At 36.9% G+C, this 17,870-nt stretch carries 17 protein-coding genes; 13 read left to right on the forward strand and 4 right to left on the reverse strand.

What is annotated here, in order from left to right:
• Positions 1 to 233 precede the first annotated feature (233 nt).
• The 8 genes from AAIB49_RS17295 (at position 234) to AAIB49_RS17330 (ending at position 8,646) form a co-directional block, all read left to right on the forward strand.
• Positions 234 to 479, forward strand: a complete 246-nt coding sequence (locus AAIB49_RS17295) for a hypothetical protein (RefSeq protein WP_339216967.1) — start codon at positions 234 to 236, stop codon at positions 477 to 479.
• Between the two features lie 441 nt (positions 480 to 920).
• Complete coding sequence (locus AAIB49_RS17300; RefSeq protein WP_343458742.1) at positions 921 to 2,462, forward strand: NADH dehydrogenase subunit 5; 1,542 nt, start codon at positions 921 to 923, stop codon at positions 2,460 to 2,462.
• Positions 2,462 to 5,086, forward strand: coding sequence for a DUF2309 domain-containing protein (locus AAIB49_RS17305; protein WP_343458753.1), 2,625 nt, complete (start codon positions 2,462 to 2,464; stop codon positions 5,084 to 5,086). Before AAIB49_RS17300 ends, AAIB49_RS17305 begins: the two co-directional genes overlap by 1 nt.
• Positions 5,087 to 5,280: 194 nt before the next feature.
• Positions 5,281 to 5,649 (forward strand): Na-translocating system protein MpsC family protein, encoded by a 369-nt coding sequence (locus AAIB49_RS17310; RefSeq protein ID WP_339216964.1) that lies wholly within the window; start codon positions 5,281 to 5,283, stop codon positions 5,647 to 5,649.
• A 355-nt stretch (positions 5,650 to 6,004) separates the two neighbouring features.
• Positions 6,005 to 6,517, forward strand: coding sequence for a GrpB family protein (locus AAIB49_RS17315; protein WP_343458743.1), 513 nt, complete (start codon positions 6,005 to 6,007; stop codon positions 6,515 to 6,517).
• A 153-nt stretch (positions 6,518 to 6,670) separates the two neighbouring features.
• Positions 6,671 to 7,099: an Rrf2 family transcriptional regulator gene (locus AAIB49_RS17320; RefSeq protein ID WP_186868973.1), complete on the forward strand. Its 429-nt coding sequence runs from the start codon at positions 6,671 to 6,673 to the stop codon at positions 7,097 to 7,099.
• A gap of 75 nt (positions 7,100 to 7,174) precedes the next feature.
• Entirely contained in the window at positions 7,175 to 8,083 is a 909-nt protein-coding gene (locus tag AAIB49_RS17325; RefSeq protein WP_339216955.1) for an NAD(P)/FAD-dependent oxidoreductase, read from the forward strand.
• A gap of 68 nt (positions 8,084 to 8,151) precedes the next feature.
• Positions 8,152 to 8,646 (forward strand): hypothetical protein, encoded by a 495-nt coding sequence (locus AAIB49_RS17330; RefSeq protein ID WP_343458745.1) that lies wholly within the window; start codon positions 8,152 to 8,154, stop codon positions 8,644 to 8,646.
• A 113-nt stretch (positions 8,647 to 8,759) separates the two neighbouring features.
• Here the strand turns inward: AAIB49_RS17330 and AAIB49_RS17335 are convergent, their stop codons facing one another.
• Complete coding sequence (locus tag AAIB49_RS17335) at positions 8,760 to 9,401, reverse strand: response regulator (protein WP_339216953.1); 642 nt, start codon at positions 9,399 to 9,401, stop codon at positions 8,760 to 8,762.
• Positions 9,402 to 10,229: a sensor histidine kinase gene (locus AAIB49_RS17340; RefSeq protein WP_343458746.1), complete on the reverse strand. Its 828-nt coding sequence runs from the start codon at positions 10,227 to 10,229 to the stop codon at positions 9,402 to 9,404.
• Positions 10,230 to 10,413: 184 nt separating this feature from the next.
• Here AAIB49_RS17340 and AAIB49_RS17345 point away from each other — a divergent pair, with 184 nt between their 5' ends.
• From AAIB49_RS17345 to AAIB49_RS17365, 5 genes are all read left to right on the forward strand, one after another.
• Positions 10,414 to 11,001: a copper resistance CopC family protein gene (locus AAIB49_RS17345; RefSeq protein WP_343458747.1), complete on the forward strand. Its 588-nt coding sequence runs from the start codon at positions 10,414 to 10,416 to the stop codon at positions 10,999 to 11,001.
• Positions 11,002 to 12,093 carry a copper resistance D family protein gene (locus AAIB49_RS17350; protein WP_343458748.1) on the forward strand — a complete coding sequence of 364 codons (1,092 nt, stop codon included), beginning with the start codon at positions 11,002 to 11,004 and terminating at the stop codon, positions 12,091 to 12,093.
• A gap of 645 nt (positions 12,094 to 12,738) precedes the next feature.
• Positions 12,739 to 13,725 (forward strand): phosphotransferase enzyme family protein, encoded by a 987-nt coding sequence (locus AAIB49_RS17355; RefSeq protein ID WP_343458749.1) that lies wholly within the window; start codon positions 12,739 to 12,741, stop codon positions 13,723 to 13,725.
• A gap of 62 nt (positions 13,726 to 13,787) precedes the next feature.
• Positions 13,788 to 14,285 (forward strand): GNAT family N-acetyltransferase, encoded by a 498-nt coding sequence (locus AAIB49_RS17360; protein ID WP_481857887.1) that lies wholly within the window; start codon positions 13,788 to 13,790, stop codon positions 14,283 to 14,285.
• A 657-nt stretch (positions 14,286 to 14,942) separates the two neighbouring features.
• Entirely contained in the window at positions 14,943 to 16,391 is a 1,449-nt protein-coding gene (locus AAIB49_RS17365; protein ID WP_343458751.1) for an Msr family ABC-F type ribosomal protection protein, read from the forward strand.
• Positions 16,392 to 16,448: 57 nt separating this feature from the next.
• Here AAIB49_RS17365 and AAIB49_RS17370 read toward each other — a convergent pair whose 3' ends face one another.
• Positions 16,449 to 16,697: a cation transporter gene (locus tag AAIB49_RS17370; protein ID WP_343458752.1), complete on the reverse strand. Its 249-nt coding sequence runs from the start codon at positions 16,695 to 16,697 to the stop codon at positions 16,449 to 16,451.
• Between the two features lie 105 nt (positions 16,698 to 16,802).
• A complete protein-coding gene (locus AAIB49_RS20035; protein ID WP_481857886.1) occupies positions 16,803 to 17,612 on the reverse strand; it encodes a cytochrome c oxidase assembly protein in 810 nt (269 codons plus the stop codon).
• Positions 17,613 to 17,870: the final 258 nt, after the last annotated feature.

Consider the following 17,870-nt stretch of genomic DNA (forward strand, 5'->3'; position numbering starts at 1 on the left):
CTTTAGAATCAGTGCGTGGATGTGGTGCGTAAGGGAAAACCATTCAGTGGGCCTTTAAGGCCAAGGCCGGTAAAAGAGGCTTCAAGCCGCAGAGCAAACCACCAGTTCACACTGGTGGTTTTGATTCATAACTACTAAATAGAATGAAAGGAATTTGACTAGTTGAAGACGAGAATATGGTAAAATAATGCTGGTAACAAAAATCTAAGCTATAAGACTGCCTACAACCAGTCGTGATAAAATTGATTATTGAAATCGAAGGTTATGGTATTCAAGTTTTACTTACCGGGAAAAAGTGTTCCAAACAGCAATTGAAACATAACTATTTTCTAGCAAAAGAATTATGTTATGAGATTATGGACCTTCCCAATGTGTTTTGTAGGCTTCATGGTTTTGAACAAATTCCATATGACAATGAAATGATAGTTGATTTTGTAATTGATATCGACACGGAAAGAATTTATTCCCCATCTTATTAAGCTAGCTAATCGAGTAGTGATCAATCTGAAAGGTGCTGGGACTTAGTGAACAATGAAATAGTAAATGGACATCCTTGTTGACAAATTTTCCAATCCGATATACGCTAATATATATTGTAAAAGCATAATTCTAACTTAATTAGGGCTTTAGCATTTTATTAATGTTGATTAATATTGATTAGATGAAAAAGCTTCCTAAGTATAAGAATAAGAAAAATAATTTAAATCGGTATAATTTGATTTAGGCTGATTTTTATTATGAACATAACTTACATCCACCTTAAAAGGTTGCTCTTCAAAAAACTTTATTGAAGTTAGTTGAAGTGAAACCGACAATTATCAAGACTCAATGATAGTAAATCATCATTGAGGTTTTGAAGTTGTCGGTTTTTTTTATTGTAATAATAAGATTAATCATATTAAACAATGGGAGAATTTTTTATGCTAGTTTCACTAAATTCGTTATCATGGTTATCCATATTTCTCATTTTGCTTACTTTCTCTGGGATTAGTGCTCTATTGTTATTACATCCACGAGTACCATTACGTTTTGTTCGCATTCATATAGGTGTTGTTGCTTTACCACCATTGTTCTCGCTATTGGCTCTTTTAAACACTGCTAATCCCAATTTGCATGGTATAGTGGGGCTTTGGTCATTGGACTCCTTAGCTTGGCTAATGGCTTTCTTTGTCCTTTCTATTGGTTTAATCATTCAGCGTTTTTCTGTACGCTACTTAATGGGAGATCGCCATTATCGTAAGTATTTCACGCTTTTTACATTCACTACAGGTGCTGCTTCTATTACATGGCTAAGTGGGGACCTCCGTTTAATGGTTATTTCTTGGGGAGTAACGCTCATCGGTTTAACCTTACTGATAAGGCTAAACAGTAGCTGGAAAGTAGCTAGATCAGCAGCCAGGGTTTCTGCTCGTTTATTTACGTTAAGCTGGTTCGCTCTATTATTCGCAGTGATCTGGCTATTTTATATCACAGGTCAATGGCAGTTATCGGCCGCTCTAACGAATGACAATTTAGCACTACTTGGTGCATGGGAGAAAACGGGGATTAACTTATTGATTGTATTAGCAGTGATAATTCCTGCAGCACAGTGGCCTTTCCAAAGATGGTTAGTCGAGTCAGTTGTCGCACCAACTCCTGTTTCTGCCATCATGCATGCAGGTTTAGTGAATGCAGGTGGAATTATCCTAACTCGATTTTCACCTCTTTTTAATGGTGATGTCGCTTCGATTGTTTTACTCATTTTCGCAAGTATTTCTGTATTGATAGGATCAGGAATCAGTTTAGTGCAAGTGGACTATAAACGACAGTTAGTTGGCTCTACAATTGGACAGATGGGTTTTATGCTTATTCAATGTGCATTAGGAGCGTATATAGCTGCTATTATTCATCTTGTTTTGCATGGGTTGTTTAAGGCTACCCTGTTTTTACAGAGTGGTTCAGTAGTACGTCGTTCCGAGGATTCTCCTCTTATTAATGAAAGGTCCTCCAAATTATGGATTGCAGCTGGTTGGATTTTAGGGTTACTTGTAGCAGTAGCTTTTTGGCTAGTGGCTCCTGGAGATGGGTATCAATTGGTTAGTGCGCTAATCTTAGGCTGGTCATTGTCTATTTCCTGGAAACAGCTTGTTGCTTATGGGAAGGGAAGAATGGGTAGAATTGCTGGCTTCTTCCTATTAGGAGGAGCGGCCTTCGTTTATTTTATCATGCATGACCTTTTCTATGACCTGTTGCATACAACCGTTTTTCATAGTGCTCAACCTCCAATGCTAGTTGTCATCATCGTTGTATGTCTCTTACTATTAGGGACTGTTATCGGTACGCGGATTGCTCGTAATCCTTCTTCTGCTTCCTTCGCCGTACTTTATTTTTGGTTAATTCGCTTAGGTGAAGCAAAACCTAAATCAATAGAAAGTCATCCAAGCTACCTGAAGCTATTTTTATCTGAAGGAGGGAATAAGTGATGGATGCAACATCCGTTTTAACAAAAGAAGTGGAAAATAATAAAGCTATAAATAATGATGGTAACGAACGTGATATGAATGATATGGTTGAATCAGCTAGTCGAGTAATTGCGCCCCTATGGCCTATTTCTAAGTTCGCAGCACGTAATCCTTGGATGGGACTGGAAAATCAACCTTTTCAACAAGTTGCGGACTGGTTAAAAGCTACCCGTGATGTTGATCTATACCCTAGTGCTAATTTGATTCTTGCGGCAAAGAATAATGGTGAGATTGATGAAGCCTTTGTGAAAGAGGGGTTAAAGCGTTGGCTTGATTCCAATTCCTTTCATATCCCGCAGGATGTGAAAGAACGGTTTTGTCATGCAGCATTAAAATTAGACACATTACCTTCAGAACTTTTGACCTCACAAAAGTTGGAGAAATTGGCGAAGAACTTGAACGGACGGAATACAGGTAGTGCCGAAAATGCTCCTGTGCAACCAATAAGTTCACAACTAGAGAATCAAGATGGTGAGAGGTTAGAAACGATTCTTGACCATCATGTCATCAAGTGGTGTAAATTATTTCTTGATGTCTCTCAGGCAGGGTGGACAATGCCACATCGAGAGAAAGGGTTCTATGGTGCATGGCGGCAACTCATTCAATATGACCCGGCACTTAGTAAGAACCAGCGTAAAAGCTTGAAGGATTGGCCGCAAGAAGCATCTATGGCGTTGCAGCATGTATTATCTTTATTAGAAATTCCAAAAGAGAAGATCCAATCCTATTTGGAAGGTCATTTGCTATCACTACCGGGATGGGCGGGAATGATGCTTTGGCGCTCCCGCCAATCGAACGATGAACAGACACTATTAACAGAATATCTAGCAGTTCGTATTTCCATGGAGTACGCCCTTTTAAAGCCTTATTTACCGTTGTCCATGCAACAATTTGAGAAAAAAGCTTCCATTACTACCCTGATAGCAGCTTGGCTTCATTGGGGCGATCTTACCATTGAAGAATGGTCAACGATGTCAGCTGCTGAGCAAGCCGAATATTTATCGTTTGCTTACGAATTTAATGATCATGTTCGCAGAAGGATATGGTTAGAAGCTTGGGAACAAACCTATACAGATCGATTAAGTCAGATGATTCGTTCGACACAACGTAAGATCAACGATAGAAAAAGTGCCTTAGCTCAATTGGCATTCTGTATTGATGTGCGTTCAGAGCCTTTTCGTCGCCATCTTGAAAAAGAGGGTCCGTTTGAAACGATTGGAGTTGCCGGTTTTTTTAACTTACCAATTGCAACAAGTGAACTTGGAAGCAATCATAGTCATCCTTCTTTGCCGATTATACTGGAGCCTGAGCACCGAATAACAGAGTCTGCAGAAGCGAATGAATTTGAAACGTATCAACAACGTAAACAGACAATTAATTCCGTAAGCTATACCTTCAAAGAGATGAAACAGAATGTGTTTTCAAGCTTACTTTTACCTGAGCTAAGTGGGCCATGGCTTAGTCTGCAAACAGTAGCACGTAGCTTTGTGCCAAAAAGTGCAGAGCGTTTCCTTCGTAAGCTACGTAAGACTTGGTTACGGAAACCGAATACGGAGCTTTCGATTAATCATGTTTGTCACACGGAAACAGAGCTACCTATTGGTTTCTCAGAAGAAGAAAAGGTAATGTATGTGCGCAGGGCTCTACAAATGATGGGGCTAACAGAGAATTTTGCTCCATTAGTTGTCATATGTGGTCATGTTAGTCAAAGTATTAATAATCCTTATGCCGCTGCTCTTGACTGTGGCGCCTGTGGTGGTGCTTCAGGCGGATTCAATGCGAGGGTATTAGCAACTTTATGCAACCTTCCAGAAGTAAGAAAGCAGCTATCTTCCTCTGGAATTGAAATCCCAGAGGAGACGGTGTTCGCAGCAGCTGAGCACAATACAACCGTGGATAAATTACAATGGATTTATGTTCCTAAACTTTCCGAAGCTGCACAAGAGGCATTTAATCGTATCGAAGCAGTTATGCCGAAGGTGAGCTATCATGTCAATGCAGAACGTCTAGCACAATTACCTCATCATTCTAAGCCCAAAAATATACAGGCGGAGGTACAGCGGTTTGCGGAAGATTGGAGTGAAATCCGTCCGGAATGGGGATTGGCTCGAAATGCTTCCTTTATCATAGGTCAACGTGAACTAACACAGGAATGTGACCTAGAAGGTAGAGCCTTTCTTCATAATTATGATTGGCAGCAGGATGAAAGTGGTGAGGTCTTAGCTAATATCATTGCAGGACCTGGAACGGTGGCGCAAATGATTAATTTACAATACTACGCTTCAACTGTAGCACCTCATTATTATGGTAGTGGAAATAAAACGACTCAAACCGTTACTGCAGGTCTAGGCGTTATGCAGGGAAATGCAAGTGACTTGTTATCCGGCCTACCTTGGCAATCGGTGATGCAATCAGATTCTGAGGCTTATCATGCTCCACTGCGTTTGTTAATTGTCATTCAAGCACCGAGTGAATATGTAGAGCGATTAATAAATGATGATCCAGCATTCCGGGATAAAATAGAAAATGGATGGGTGAGACTTTCTAGTATTAGCCCAGATGGACATTGGAAAAACTGGTACTAAACGCTCGCATTGAACGATTTTCTAAGCTTTTTTATTCTGTAAGGATTCGGATGTGTTAGGAGATTTTGCTGAACTTATTTTAGAGTTAATTAATTTACGACGGAATGAATAATCCTGTAAGATAGAAAGCATAACATGAATGTTAAAAATTGTATGGAATAGGGCAGTTTTTATTCGATAGGAGTTGTATAGGTATGAAACTATCGAAAGGTTCTTATGAATCTGAGATAAGTAAAGCAATCACACATTGGGAGAAGGACTTTCTAGGCCGCGGATCTGTTTCCGTGAAGACAGATATCGTACGTGATATGATTATTGTAAATCTACAAGGTATTCTAACACCAGCTGAATATGCTGTTTGTGAAACAAAAGATGGCATGCTAACTATAAAGAACACGCGATCAGTACTAGTTGAATCAGGCATTGAAGAGCTTAAGGAAATCGTATTAACTATAACCGGAGAAAAAGTTAAAAGTTTCCATACGGATATCAGTACTCGTACAGGTGAGCGTGTGATGGTATTTAAATTATTTAATGACCTTGAGAAAAATATTACAAAGTAATGATAGTAATTTTATATTTTAATTATTTTAAAAGGTCATGAATTTTTAGCAAGGAAAAGTTGCTTGAAAGATAAGATGCTTTCATTCATGAATTGAATAATTAAGTTAACGTGTGCAGAGTCAAACAAGGCGATCATATAATTGGTCGTCTTTTTTTGTTTACTAATATCGGTAATATTTTTTTGAATTTTGTGTTATTATGGAGAAAATATGTATGAACTTAGTTTAGAGAGAAGATTTTCAAAGTATCATAAAAGATTATAAAGTTTTGTCTAGTGGACAATTTTATCCCCGGCCACACTAGCTGTCATCGGCTGGAGAAGCTATAGATGAGACTTAAAGGAGGGTCAGTACTATGAAGGTTCGGCTAACAGACTATAGTGAGGATTGGTCTCGAATGTTTAAGGCTGAAGCAGAATATCTTAAAAAAATATTTGGCGATTTAATAATCCGATGTGAGCATTTTGGGAGTACCTCAGTTAAGGGGATGAAGGCAAAGCCTGTAATCGACATGATGTGTATCGTAAAAAACATCGAGAAGGTTGATTTATTTCATAATCAAATGAAGTCTCTTGGATATGATGTTGCTGGAGAATGGGGTATTGCAGGTAGAAGGTTATTTCGAAAGGGGGGAGAAAATAGAACCCACCATATTCATTTCTATCAATGGGATAACCCTGAGATTGAGCGACATTTAATTTTTCGAGACTACTTAAGAGCTCATCCTGAAGAGGTAGATAAATATAGTTACTTCAAGGAAAAGTTAGCGCAGCGTTACAATACGACGAATGAATACAGTCCAGCAAAAAAGCAATTTGTACGTGAGATGGAGCAAAGCGCACTCCGTTGGTTTTCTGAGAAAAAGTAGTCTATCTACTCATGTTCTTTATGTTTTACATTCTGGTATAAGAAGAAATGATCATGGAAAAGGTTCAATTACTTGCTATATCATAATTAAGTAGATTATAATTAATTATAGACAGAAAGAGTCTATAATTAAGACCGCGTTAGGAGTAAGTGTATGAAGTATTCTAAAGCAACGAATTATGCGTTACATACAATGGTATATTTAATGCTAGCAGATAAAGGAGAAGCAGTCGGAGTAGAACAATTGGCTAAAATTCAAAAGCTGTCTCCTACATATCTCTCTAAAATATTAACAAAACTCGTTAAGGCTGGACTAATTGAATCAAGTCCTGGTGCAAAAGGGGGTTATCGTATTGTAAAACATTCTCGAGATATTTCATTCCTAAATGTTATTCATGCAATTGAGGGGAAGACCACATTATTTAGTTGTTCACAAGAACATAATGACATTAGTAATGAAAATTGTTTAATTGAAAAGGTAATGATTGAAGCGGAAGAAAAGATGGCTAAAGAATTAGATCAAAAATACATTGTTGATATAGCCAGACAAATAGAAGCTAGTCATCTAATTATGGAGGAATAATAGTATTTTTTTTTGATTTTATTATAGATATTAAGAGTCTTTAATATATGGAATGATGAATAGGAGGAAAATCATATGTTATTAGATTGTGCGATTATAGGTGGAGGGCCAGCTGGTCTTAATGCAGCCCTAGTACTTGCTAGAGCAAAAATGAAGATCAGGTTGTTTGATGAAGATCAACCTAGAAATGCTGTGACACATGAGTCTCATGGATTTATAACAAGAGACAAGATTAAACCAGCTGAGTTTAAACGAATTGCAAAAGAGGAGTTATTACAATATCCCGATATTACGATTGGTAATCAAAGAGTTACTGCTGTAATAAAAGATCATGATTCATTTATTATTCATACAAGCGATCAACAATCTTATCGTTCTAAAAAGGTTATATTGGCTACAGGATTAAAGGATGTACTGCCAGAAATCGAGGGAATATATGATTTCTATGGGAAAAGCTTATTTATTTGTCCATTCTGTGATGGCTGGGAATTAAGAGATCGTAAATTAGTACTGATAACAGAAAATGAGCATGCAATGCATGCAGTAAAATTGATTTATAATTGGAGTAAGGATCTTGTTGTATGTACAAATGGAAAGGAGATCTTTACGAAGGAGCAAAGAGAGTTACTAAGCAGGAAGAATGTCATCCTTCTGGAAGATGAAATAATTGGTTTACACGGTGAGAATGGTTATTTACAGAAGGTATTGTTACGTAATGGAAACGAGATTGAGCGAGAAGGTGGCTTTATTGGTAGCGAGTTAAAACAAGCATCTACCTTAGCAGAGATATTAGGATGTCGCATAAATGAAAGGGGCGGAATAGAAATAGACGCTTTAGGGCGTACGAATATAAAAGGGGTATATGCTTGTGGAGATATCACATTGGGCCCTTCTCAATTAATTCATGCCGCAAGTGAGGGGAGCAAAGCTGCTAGTGGAGTAGTTATGGACCTAGCAAATGAATCGTTCTTAGATGAACAATGAGAATCCTCGCTCTAATCCTAAGTCGTTAGTACTTCTCTATATGCATAGAACAGTAAGGAGGAAAAACAGTGTATTCCTGGAGAGTTACGAAATATAATCCATTATTTAGAAACAGAGATGGAAGTTATCAAAATGACGAAGAATGGACCTGTTTCTCAGAGGTTGGATTAAAGGTAAGTATGGAAGAGTATGTACGAACCGAGCAATTATACATCAATGCCATCTCTTCCTTTATGGAGGATATCGGGTTAGATCATGCCTACTTGCTTGCTTTAGAGCAATGGTCTGATGAAGTTAACAAGCAAAATGCGAAAGAATTTTTATCCAAGATTTGGGTTGGAAAAACAATTAGCGTTCAAGAAATCCAAGCGTTAGCTGGGTTGACATTACGGAACGCTATATGGTGCAAAATTGGCAATAAGAAGGACTTTTATGTTCATTTTGGTAATGATTACTACATGTACATAGGGGCAAGGAAGGACTGTAAAAAGGCGATAGATGAAGTGACACATTCTGGTTTATACGTAGAAAGGTGGGAATCTCCTTACCAATCTACTAGCTGAGTGGTTGTGTAGCGGTTTATTCTATCCTTTATAACATAACCCTGAAATCCTATATCTAGATTCAGGGTTATGTTTGTTTTTTAGATGTCGGAGTTTAAGAAATCTTATTCTCCCTAATCCATTAATCCTTTTTGAAATGCATAACTGGTAAGCTGAACACGATTATCTAAATGAAGCTTGCTTAATATATTTTTCAGATGACTTTTAACCGTATGCTCAGAAATAAATAATGTATTTGAAATCTCTTTATTGGATAAGCCTTTGGCGACTAACTGTAGTACCTCTAATTCTCGGTTGGATAAAGGAATATTCTCTTCCTCTATTGCTTTCTTCTGAGGGAATTCCTTTAGGATTTGTAATGCGATTTCTTTGGACATCGGGACTTCATCCAGAGCAAAGGCTCTTAAATGCTCTATCCATGTGTCGGATTGAATATTTTTCAGCAAATATCCTTGTGCTCCCTTTTTTAGCGCATCAAATAAATCCGTAATATCATCGGATACTGTTATCATAACGATTTTTACAAATGGGAATTTGCTTTTGATTATCTTCGTTGCTTCAAGACCGTTCATCACGGGCATTTTGATATCCATTAAAATAATATCTGGGATTAGTTCTTCGGTCAGTTGAATCGCTTCTTTTCCATTTTTCGCTTCTCCTATAATAAGAAAGTCGTCAAACTCCTCTAAAATTTCCCTAATGCCTTCTCTTGCATGTGCATGATCATCGACAATTAGTATTCGAAAAGGTTGCATCTACATCTCCTCCTTTTTTATTGTAATAATCGTTTCATTTTCAATTCGATTTATGGAAAATTCCCATCCCATATCGGAGGCTCTATTATTGATGATTTGTAATCCGTAGCCTCCATTAGATAGAAGTGCTTCATTGGTGAATCCAATTCCTTGATCTATAATTTGACATATCCAACCGTTGTCCGTTTCCTTTGCATGAATCCATAATTGATTTGTTTTCGCATGCTTGATGACATTCATAACAGCCTCTTTAACACAGGCGAATAACTCAACTTTTTCTTTAGGAGATAATGTACTCTCGTGTATGGACCATTGTAGGTGAACATCTATCATATGATGATTCTTGATTTCTGTAACAAATTGATTAATGGTTTCCGTCCAACTAAATGGTTCTTGATTGGGCGAATATCGTAAATTGGTAATAGCCTGGCGGGTATCTTCATGAATATGCTGCAATGTCTGTTTAATTTTTTGAAAATCTAAATCATGTTCCAGTTGGTTCTTTCTACCGAATTTATTCGTTTTTACCGACAAGAGAAATAGCGACTGAGCAATTCCATCATGAAGCTCTCGAGCCAATTTTTCTCTTTCAATCAGTGCTGCTTTTTTTGCCTTTTCAACTCTTAGCTCTTCCTGCATTCTTTCTAATATCGTGAATAAATGACGGGAAAATACCAATGTAACAATAAAGACTAGGATGGGAGATAGATAATTTCCCATCTCCATGGATATATAGGGGAGAAGAAAATCATGTCTTATATATTCCCATAAGGCAATCGTCACAGTTGGAATTATTAGAATGAGCCATTTAATTTGTTTATACTTCATACGCTTCACCTTTTTATAAGAAATTGTGTCTATATTTTATCATCTACAAGCGTTATGGTATGATAAATCACTCTTTGGAGGTATTATGTTATTCGTGCTATTGTATATATAATATTTTCGAGTGCAGGTTATTAATAAACTGTATTATAACGTATAGTAACACAACTTTAAGGAGGAATTATTTTTGAAACGTATATTTTTTACTATAATAGTGTTCTTTTTAGTCATGTCTGTTTCGAATAGTGTGTTTGCACATTCACACTTAGAAAGTTCCAATCCAGCTGATGGAGAGGTTGTAACAGAGGTCTTGGATAACATTGTACTAGATTTTGATGGTGGAGTTGAACAAGGTAGTATTATTGAATTATCGTCGATAGATGGGCAAGCTATTGATTTAGAAGATATTACGATAGAGGATAACTCATTAACAGCTACGCTAGCTAATCCATTACCTAATGGCGAATATCAAGTGAATTGGAGTATTGTTAGTGCAGATGGCCATCCAGTAGAAGGAGAATTTACTTTTTCGGTAAATGCGCCAGAAACGGAGGAAAGTGAAGATCCAGCGGAAGAACCGTCCGAATCAACAGAAGCAAATGAGGATGATGAGATAGCAGATTCATCTGAACAATCAACTGACAATCAAGAGTCTGTGGCTTCAGACAATGAGGAGGATCAAGGATTATCTTCTACTACTATTGTCATCATTATTCTTCTTATTTCAGTAGTGGCAGGCGGATTAGTCGTCCTTACGAGAAGAAAGAGAGATTAGATGGAAGTAGTAGTAATAATTAGTAAGGTACTCTTATATCTGTGCTTTTCCGTTTTGGTAGGGAGTTTTATTCTTTTACTAGTGCCTAACAAATATCGTCCAGATATAAAAATACAAAAGAGATTCTTACAGGTAAGTGCCATTTCACTACCTGTAATCTCTTTTGTTCCGGTACTTGATGTCATATTATATATAGCTCCACGTTTAGGCTTAGTAGAGTCATTCAAAATCGTTTTAACGACATATACAGTTGGAACTGCTTGGATTTTTACTTTTCTTGGATCTATGTTATTAATTCTGTTAATTGCGATGGCTAAATCAACTGAAAAAAGTGCATTTGCATATTTGGGTTTAGCTATAACAGCTGGGGTGATTGTTACCATCGCATGGTCCAGCCATGCTGGTGCCATTGATCCAATTATAGGTATTACCAGTGACTTTATTCATTTAATGGCGGTTAGTATTTGGGTAGGAATCGTATTAGTGGTTGGTTGGTGTTCACTTAACTATAAGCGCTGGCTACCATTTTTAAGCTGGTTTTCAGTCGTTGCTATTGGCTGCTTAGTTGCGACAGCACTTAGTGGTTTGTTTTTAATGGATATCATGGTAAGTAAGTACACTGACTCATGGATGGTACCGTACGGCCAGGGATTATTAATGAAACACTTATTCCTAATACCACTTATTTTTTATGCGTTGGTGAATGGAATCATCGTAAAATATGCCATAACAAAGAATCCTAATTTCAATCCTATCCCATGGGTACGTTTAGAAGGGTTTATATTACTTATTATTTTTACCATCACATCTATCTACTCACAACAATCACCACCACATGGGAACTATTTATCAGATGAAGCAGTGTCACCATTATTTCGACTATTTCACCCCGGTGTCATCGATGCTAGCAGCACAATTGGTTTTGCGGGTAGTATAAATACAGTCTATTTCTTATTCCTATCCGTATTCTTATTGGGATTAATGGTATGGGCGTTCTACAAGAGAGCATCGATCATTATCTCTCTGCTTTTTAGTGGTTTATTTGTGATGAGTGTATACTTCATGTTAATGCTAACGGTTGTGGTTCGCTAAGCATAGTAAACGCAATAAGACAGTGAAAAATGAACTTTTTCTCCAAAAAAGATCTCGATTTCGAGGTCTTTTTTTAGTTGGAATGTGATTTTTTATTAAATGAAATTGGTGGAGGGTGTCTGTTACTGAAATGGAGAAGGAGAGGGGGAAATAGGAATAGAAAGAGCGCCTCTGTGACCCAAATGAGGAGGGAAAGCAAAAAAGGGGAACAGAGGATGCATCTCTGTAACGTAAATGAGGAGGGAAAGCGAAAAAAGGGAATAGAGAGAGCGCCTCAGTGACCCAAATGAAGAGAGAAAGAAGAAAAAGGGAACAGAGAGAGTGCCTCAGTGACCCAAATGAAGAAAGAAAGCGAAAAAAGGGAACAGAGAGAGCATCTCAGTGACCCAAATGAAGAAGGAAAGCGAAAAAAGGGAACAGAGAGAGCATCTCAGTGACCCAAATGAAGAAGAAAAGCGAAAAAAGGGAACAGAGGGAGCATCTCTGCGACCCAAATGAAGAAGGAAAGCAGAAAAAGGGAACAGATATCCGTTTCCGTTAATAGAGTGGAATATTTATGGTAGTTATTCTAATACAACATAATATTATCTAAATAATTCGAAACTTTCTCCGGTAAAAATCGTAAGTAATCTTGAGGTGGCGATGATGATAGATGAAAAGCTCTTATCCCTTGGCGCTAGTCGGTATGGTATGCAGAAATCTGATTTAAAATTGGTCGGGGGATTTTCAGACAATGTGTTTGAATGTGATAACGGTAGAGATAGCTTTATTTTAAAGTTCTATTTAAGCTCGACATATGAAAAAAGTGCGATTGAGTTAGAATTAGATTGGATTTTATATTTACACCAATCTGGAATGAAGGTAACTGCTCCTATAACTTCTTCTCATGGAAACCTAATAGAGGTGGTTGAGATGAGTAATAAAGAACAATGCTGGATGATTGCATTTGAGAAAGCTAAGGGGAAGATTGTAAATGTATCTGATAAAAGGGAATGGAATACCAACACGTTCTATTTTTGGGGTAAAACATTAGGGAAAATACATTCCGTATCTAAACAGTTTGAGCCAAAGACGTACAAAAGGAGTTGGAATAGCGAATTACTTTTTCTAGAGGAAAATGATGTAAGTGAAGAGATAAAATATAAATGGAATAAGTATATTAATGAGCTTGAAAAACTACCAAAAGATGAAAATTCTTACGGAATGATCCATCATGACTTACACCATAAAAACTTCTATTTGTACGAACAAGATATCATCTTATTCGACTTTGGTGATTGTGTTTATCATTGGTTTGTCTATGATATAGCTATTGTTTTGTACCATGCCTTACAAACGGTTAGTGATGATAATGTAAGAGAAAGAGAGGATTTTGCGATAGTATTTCTCCGTTCTTTTTTGAACGGATATACTAGGGAAAATCGACTGGATCCTCAATGGCTATTAAAAATCCCATTCTTTTTAACGTTTAGACAAATATACTCTTATATGTACTTTTCGAAATACCTGAGTGAAGAGCAAAGAAATAATGGTAAGATAAGGGAAATCCTAAATAATATGAAGGCAAAAATTGAAAATGATATTCCTTTCATAGATTTACAAATTGATAGAATCTATGAAGGTGTTGACTAATCTCATCTTTACTAAGGGGGAAATCAAATTTGTTTGTATCGCGAAGAGTAAAGCTAAGGAAAATGGAAGTAGAGGATATAGAACTGTATCATACTTGGCGAAATGATATGGAGGTCATGACCTCAACGAATCCAGTATTGGATGTATACTCGTTACAAGAAACAAAGGAATTTGTTGAAGGAAATATAGTAATGCCCCATTCTTCTAAAAGCTACATAATCGAGGACAGAGAGTGTACGAAGGCGATTGGAATCACATCGTTAATTAATATCGATCTGAAGAATAGAAATGCAGAATGTATTATCGATATTGGTGAAAAGGACTACTGGGGTAAGGGATATGGTAAAGAAGCGTTAACGTTACTACTTGATTACGCTTTTTTAGAGATGAATTTACATCGCGTATCATTAAGAGTATTTTCATTTAATGAAAGGGCAATTCATCTCTACCATAATATAGGGTTTAAAAAAGAAGGGGTTAGTAGACAGTCTATATTTCGCAATGGTCGTTGGCATGATACGGTTCACATGGGACTACTCCAACAAGAATATAGTTTATGAGTGATGAAGCCATAACATTTTCCTGCAATGAAAGGACATGTATTTTTCTTACTATGAGTCACGTGATGATGATTATTAAATACACAGGAATTTGACTTTCCTACCATAACTAACTATAATACTAACTGTAAAATCGAACGTTAAGGAGGATTATAAAAAAGTGTATTCAGTGAGACTACGTTTCCCAGCTTTGAACCAGTAATTTAATACGGTCAAAGACTCTGTTTTGTGAAACAGAGTAAATTGGGATTAGTCTGCCCTTTTTTATAATCTTCATCATATAGTTGTACCAAATGAGGGAAGGCGGATTTTCTGCCTTTCTTTTTTTGTATCTTTGTATAGTTTACAGATCAGTTAGGTAAGGTTTTAAGAAAAAATGAAATAGATGCTAGCTATTCCCTTTTACTCTAAAATCACAGGCAGATGTCTGTGATTTTTTTCATTGGCAGATAGGCATTTAGAGTCATCAGCAAAAGAAAAACTAACACATTGCTAAAGAATGAGTTAATCCGAGTTTTTCTAATAAAGAAATCATAGGAGGAAGAAGCGATGCAATTATTGTTGTTCTTTTAATATACGAGCTTTGTAGTTAATAAAGCTCGTATCGATTCAGGCTATCGATACGAAATAGTTATATACATTTCGGGAGGTAGCAATATGGAACAAATTTGTTTTGAATTAGAAAATGTAGAAGTGAGTTATTTAGATAAAGAGATTTTGAAGATTGAGCATCTAGCAGTCCATCAATTTAATCGCATTGGCATAGTCGGAGAAAATGGTGTAGGAAAAAGTACCTTATTAAAGCTATTAGCTGGCGAATTTCAACCGACAATGGGAAAAGTGAAGCGGTATGTAGAGTCCGGTTATTTTGAACAACTAGAAGCACCTAAAAATGTTGAAGCAGATCCTAAGTTGCTTAGTCAATTACTCATTCCTAAACAAGGGGATCGATTAAGTGGTGGGGAACAGACAAGATTAAAATTGGCTCAACTTTTTAGCCATTATTATGAAGCTTTACTAATTGATGAGCCGACAACCCATTTAGACAAGGAAGGGATTGCTTATTTACTCGAGGAATTACGTTATTATTACGGAGCCTTAGTACTCATTAGTCATGATCGTGCCTTACTAGATGAACTAGTAACGACTATTTGGGAGATTCGGGATGGAGTGGTAACGGTATATTCTGGGAATTATACAGACTATGCTGTGCAAAAACAGCTTGAACGAGAACAACAACACCAAGCCCATGAACAGTTCTTGAAGGAAAGGGCTCGATTAGAAAAGGCTGCTAAGGAAAAAATGAAAAAGGCGAGTAAAGTTGCTCAGCCGGGTAAAATGACAAAAAGGGAAGCAAATGCGAAGCCTAACAAGACATTTATGACCAAGTCAAAAGGAACCAGTCAGAAAGCTATGGCACGTGCTGCAAAGGCTATAGAGCAGCGAATGGAGCAGCTAGAGGAAGTAGAAGCAGTTCAAGTGGAAAGATCCATAGTCTTTCATTCATCCAAAGCATTAAAGTTGCATAATAAGTTTCCGATAATGGCGGACCAGCTAACAATTTCTGCAGGTGGAAAGAAGCTATTGGAAGAAGTTAGCTTTCAACTTCCACTAGGAAAGAAGATCGCTATCACAGGACCAAACGGAAGTGGAAAGAGTACGTTATTACAACATATAAGGAATTGTGGAGAAGGTTTAACTATTTCACCTAAAGTAAAGTTTGGATATTTCGATCAAATGAGCTACCAATTTTCATCGGATGAAACTGTACTGCAGTATTTGAAAAATCGTTCGGATTATGAGGAAGGGTTTTTAAGAAGTGTACTACATTCCATGCGATTTATAGGAAATGATATCCAGAAAAAAGTGAATATATTAAGTGGTGGGGAAGCCATTCGACTACAGCTTTGTCATTTATTCCTTGGAAGGTATAACGTTCTATTACTAGATGAGCCAACTAATTTTTTAGATATTCGTGCGATTGAAGCATTGGAGCGGTTTGTTAGTTCCTATGATGGAACAATTATTTTCGTATCCCATGATAAGCAATTTATTCAGAACGTAGCCGACTTACAATTTGAGATTGTTGATAAAAAGCTTATATAAAACTAAAGAAGGAAGTCCTTTTAGAGGGCCTCCTTCTTTATGGTTACTTGCTCACAGTTAATTGCTTTGGATCGTTGCCTCCGATTCACTTCGAACTAGTTTAGCTTCAAAACCCATTTTATTAATTCGATTGATGATTTCAGCGATATTTGTTACCTGGTTATGGAACGTGACATTGCCACTTTCTGTCTGATAGTTAACGTTTACTTCGGTTACACCATTTAATTTCGTGAGCGATCTTTCCACTTTTTTAGGGCAATCAGGGCAATGCATTCCTGTTATGGTTATGTAAACTGTTTCCTGCATGTTGTGATTCACCACCTTTATCATCATGTAGAATTTCTCACTAACTACCTATATTAAATACTACTGTCCGGAAACAAACTTTATGAAATGTAATTTTAATGAAAGTCATTTCTTCGCTAGTCGAGTAGAAAGCATGATACCGGATTTATGTATACCTAACATTAGAGTGCCTGCTACTAATGGGTCGTACTTTGAGTGAAAGGGGGACGCCAGTAAATCTAGGGAATTGGAATTGGTTGGTAAGCATAGCAATACTGCTAGCTGATTCAGGTAAGGATTTTGGACACCATCAATAAAGCCACTCAATATAAATAGTGAACAAGCGGGCAGAAGCATTAACATGGTAAGGAGAATGAAGTTTTTCTTTTGTTTCTTGTATAGTCTCTGCCTATGATCAGGTGAAACAATCGGCCACCACAAACTAAAGGAAAGGATAAACAGGAAAAATAAATACATGCTTTGAATCAAAGGAGCCTGAGAAAGATACTCCAATAGAAAAGGTAAATGATATAGTAAAAATAATACGGAAAATAACATGAGGGCTAGTTTTGGTGTGAGAAATAGTTTTCCTATTTTTTGTAACAGGGAAGTTCGGATAGCTCGTGCAAATAACTGTGGGGGAATTCCTACTAATAGTAATGGAGGAATAATAAAATATAATATGCTCATTTGAATCATGTGTAGACTAAGGGAAAGATGGCTGAAAGCGGATAGCGGGCTGCCTAGTATGAGATAGAGTAGACATAAGGATAGGAAAAAGAAAATAGGCTGTTTGTTTACTAGTCTCACATCTGTATATCGTTTTATCAGATAAGAATACAAGAAAGAGATACCGATAAGAAGTACGAGTAATGGAAGATTCCATACTAAATGCCCCAAAAGCAAAAATTCATAATACATGAAATCACCCTTCATGTTGTAGTGTATCAGCTACTTACCCTTACAATATATGTTGGAGATTGCTCATTATATTCATCCATTCCGTCTCATGATGAAGATATAATGAACGTTTCATGCTTAGACAATAGATTCACACTTTATTCACAAGTTAGAGTAAAATGTTTATGGGAGAACATATACCTCATCTTTGGTGTTGAAGTCTTACGACTTCAACACCAAAGATGAGGCCAGCAAGCGGAGCGCGGTAGTAGTATAGAGGCATTTTCAATGAAA

Source organism: Ornithinibacillus proteolyticus (assembly GCF_039581225.1).
GTDB classification, from domain to species: domain Bacteria; phylum Bacillota; class Bacilli; order Bacillales; family Amphibacillaceae; genus Ornithinibacillus; species Ornithinibacillus massiliensis.

Coding starts and splice junctions, on each gene's coding strand:
- AAIB49_RS17300 (WP_343458742.1), top strand. CDS start 921: ATGCTAGTTTCACTAAATTCGTTATCATGGTTATCCATATTTCTCATT.
- AAIB49_RS17305 (WP_343458753.1), top strand. CDS start 2,462: ATGGATGCAACATCCGTTTTAACAAAAGAAGTGGAAAATAATAAAGCT.
- AAIB49_RS17310 (WP_339216964.1), top strand. CDS start 5,281: ATGAAACTATCGAAAGGTTCTTATGAATCTGAGATAAGTAAAGCAATC.
- AAIB49_RS17315 (WP_343458743.1), top strand. CDS start 6,005: ATGAAGGTTCGGCTAACAGACTATAGTGAGGATTGGTCTCGAATGTTT.
- AAIB49_RS17320 (WP_186868973.1), top strand. CDS start 6,671: ATGAAGTATTCTAAAGCAACGAATTATGCGTTACATACAATGGTATAT.
- AAIB49_RS17325 (WP_339216955.1), top strand. CDS start 7,175: ATGTTATTAGATTGTGCGATTATAGGTGGAGGGCCAGCTGGTCTTAAT.
- AAIB49_RS17335 (WP_339216953.1), bottom strand. CDS start 9,401: ATGCAACCTTTTCGAATACTAATTGTCGATGATCATGCACATGCAAGA.
- AAIB49_RS17340 (WP_343458746.1), bottom strand. CDS start 10,229: ATGAAGTATAAACAAATTAAATGGCTCATTCTAATAATTCCAACTGTG.
- AAIB49_RS17350 (WP_343458748.1), top strand. CDS start 11,002: ATGGAAGTAGTAGTAATAATTAGTAAGGTACTCTTATATCTGTGCTTT.
- AAIB49_RS17355 (WP_343458749.1), top strand. CDS start 12,739: ATGATAGATGAAAAGCTCTTATCCCTTGGCGCTAGTCGGTATGGTATG.
- AAIB49_RS17360 (WP_481857887.1), top strand. CDS start 13,788: ATGGAAGTAGAGGATATAGAACTGTATCATACTTGGCGAAATGATATG.
- AAIB49_RS17365 (WP_343458751.1), top strand. CDS start 14,943: ATGGAACAAATTTGTTTTGAATTAGAAAATGTAGAAGTGAGTTATTTA.
- AAIB49_RS17370 (WP_343458752.1), bottom strand. CDS start 16,697: ATGCAGGAAACAGTTTACATAACCATAACAGGAATGCATTGCCCTGAT.
- AAIB49_RS20035 (WP_481857886.1), bottom strand. CDS start 17,612: ATGAAGGGTGATTTCATGTATTATGAATTTTTGCTTTTGGGGCATTTA.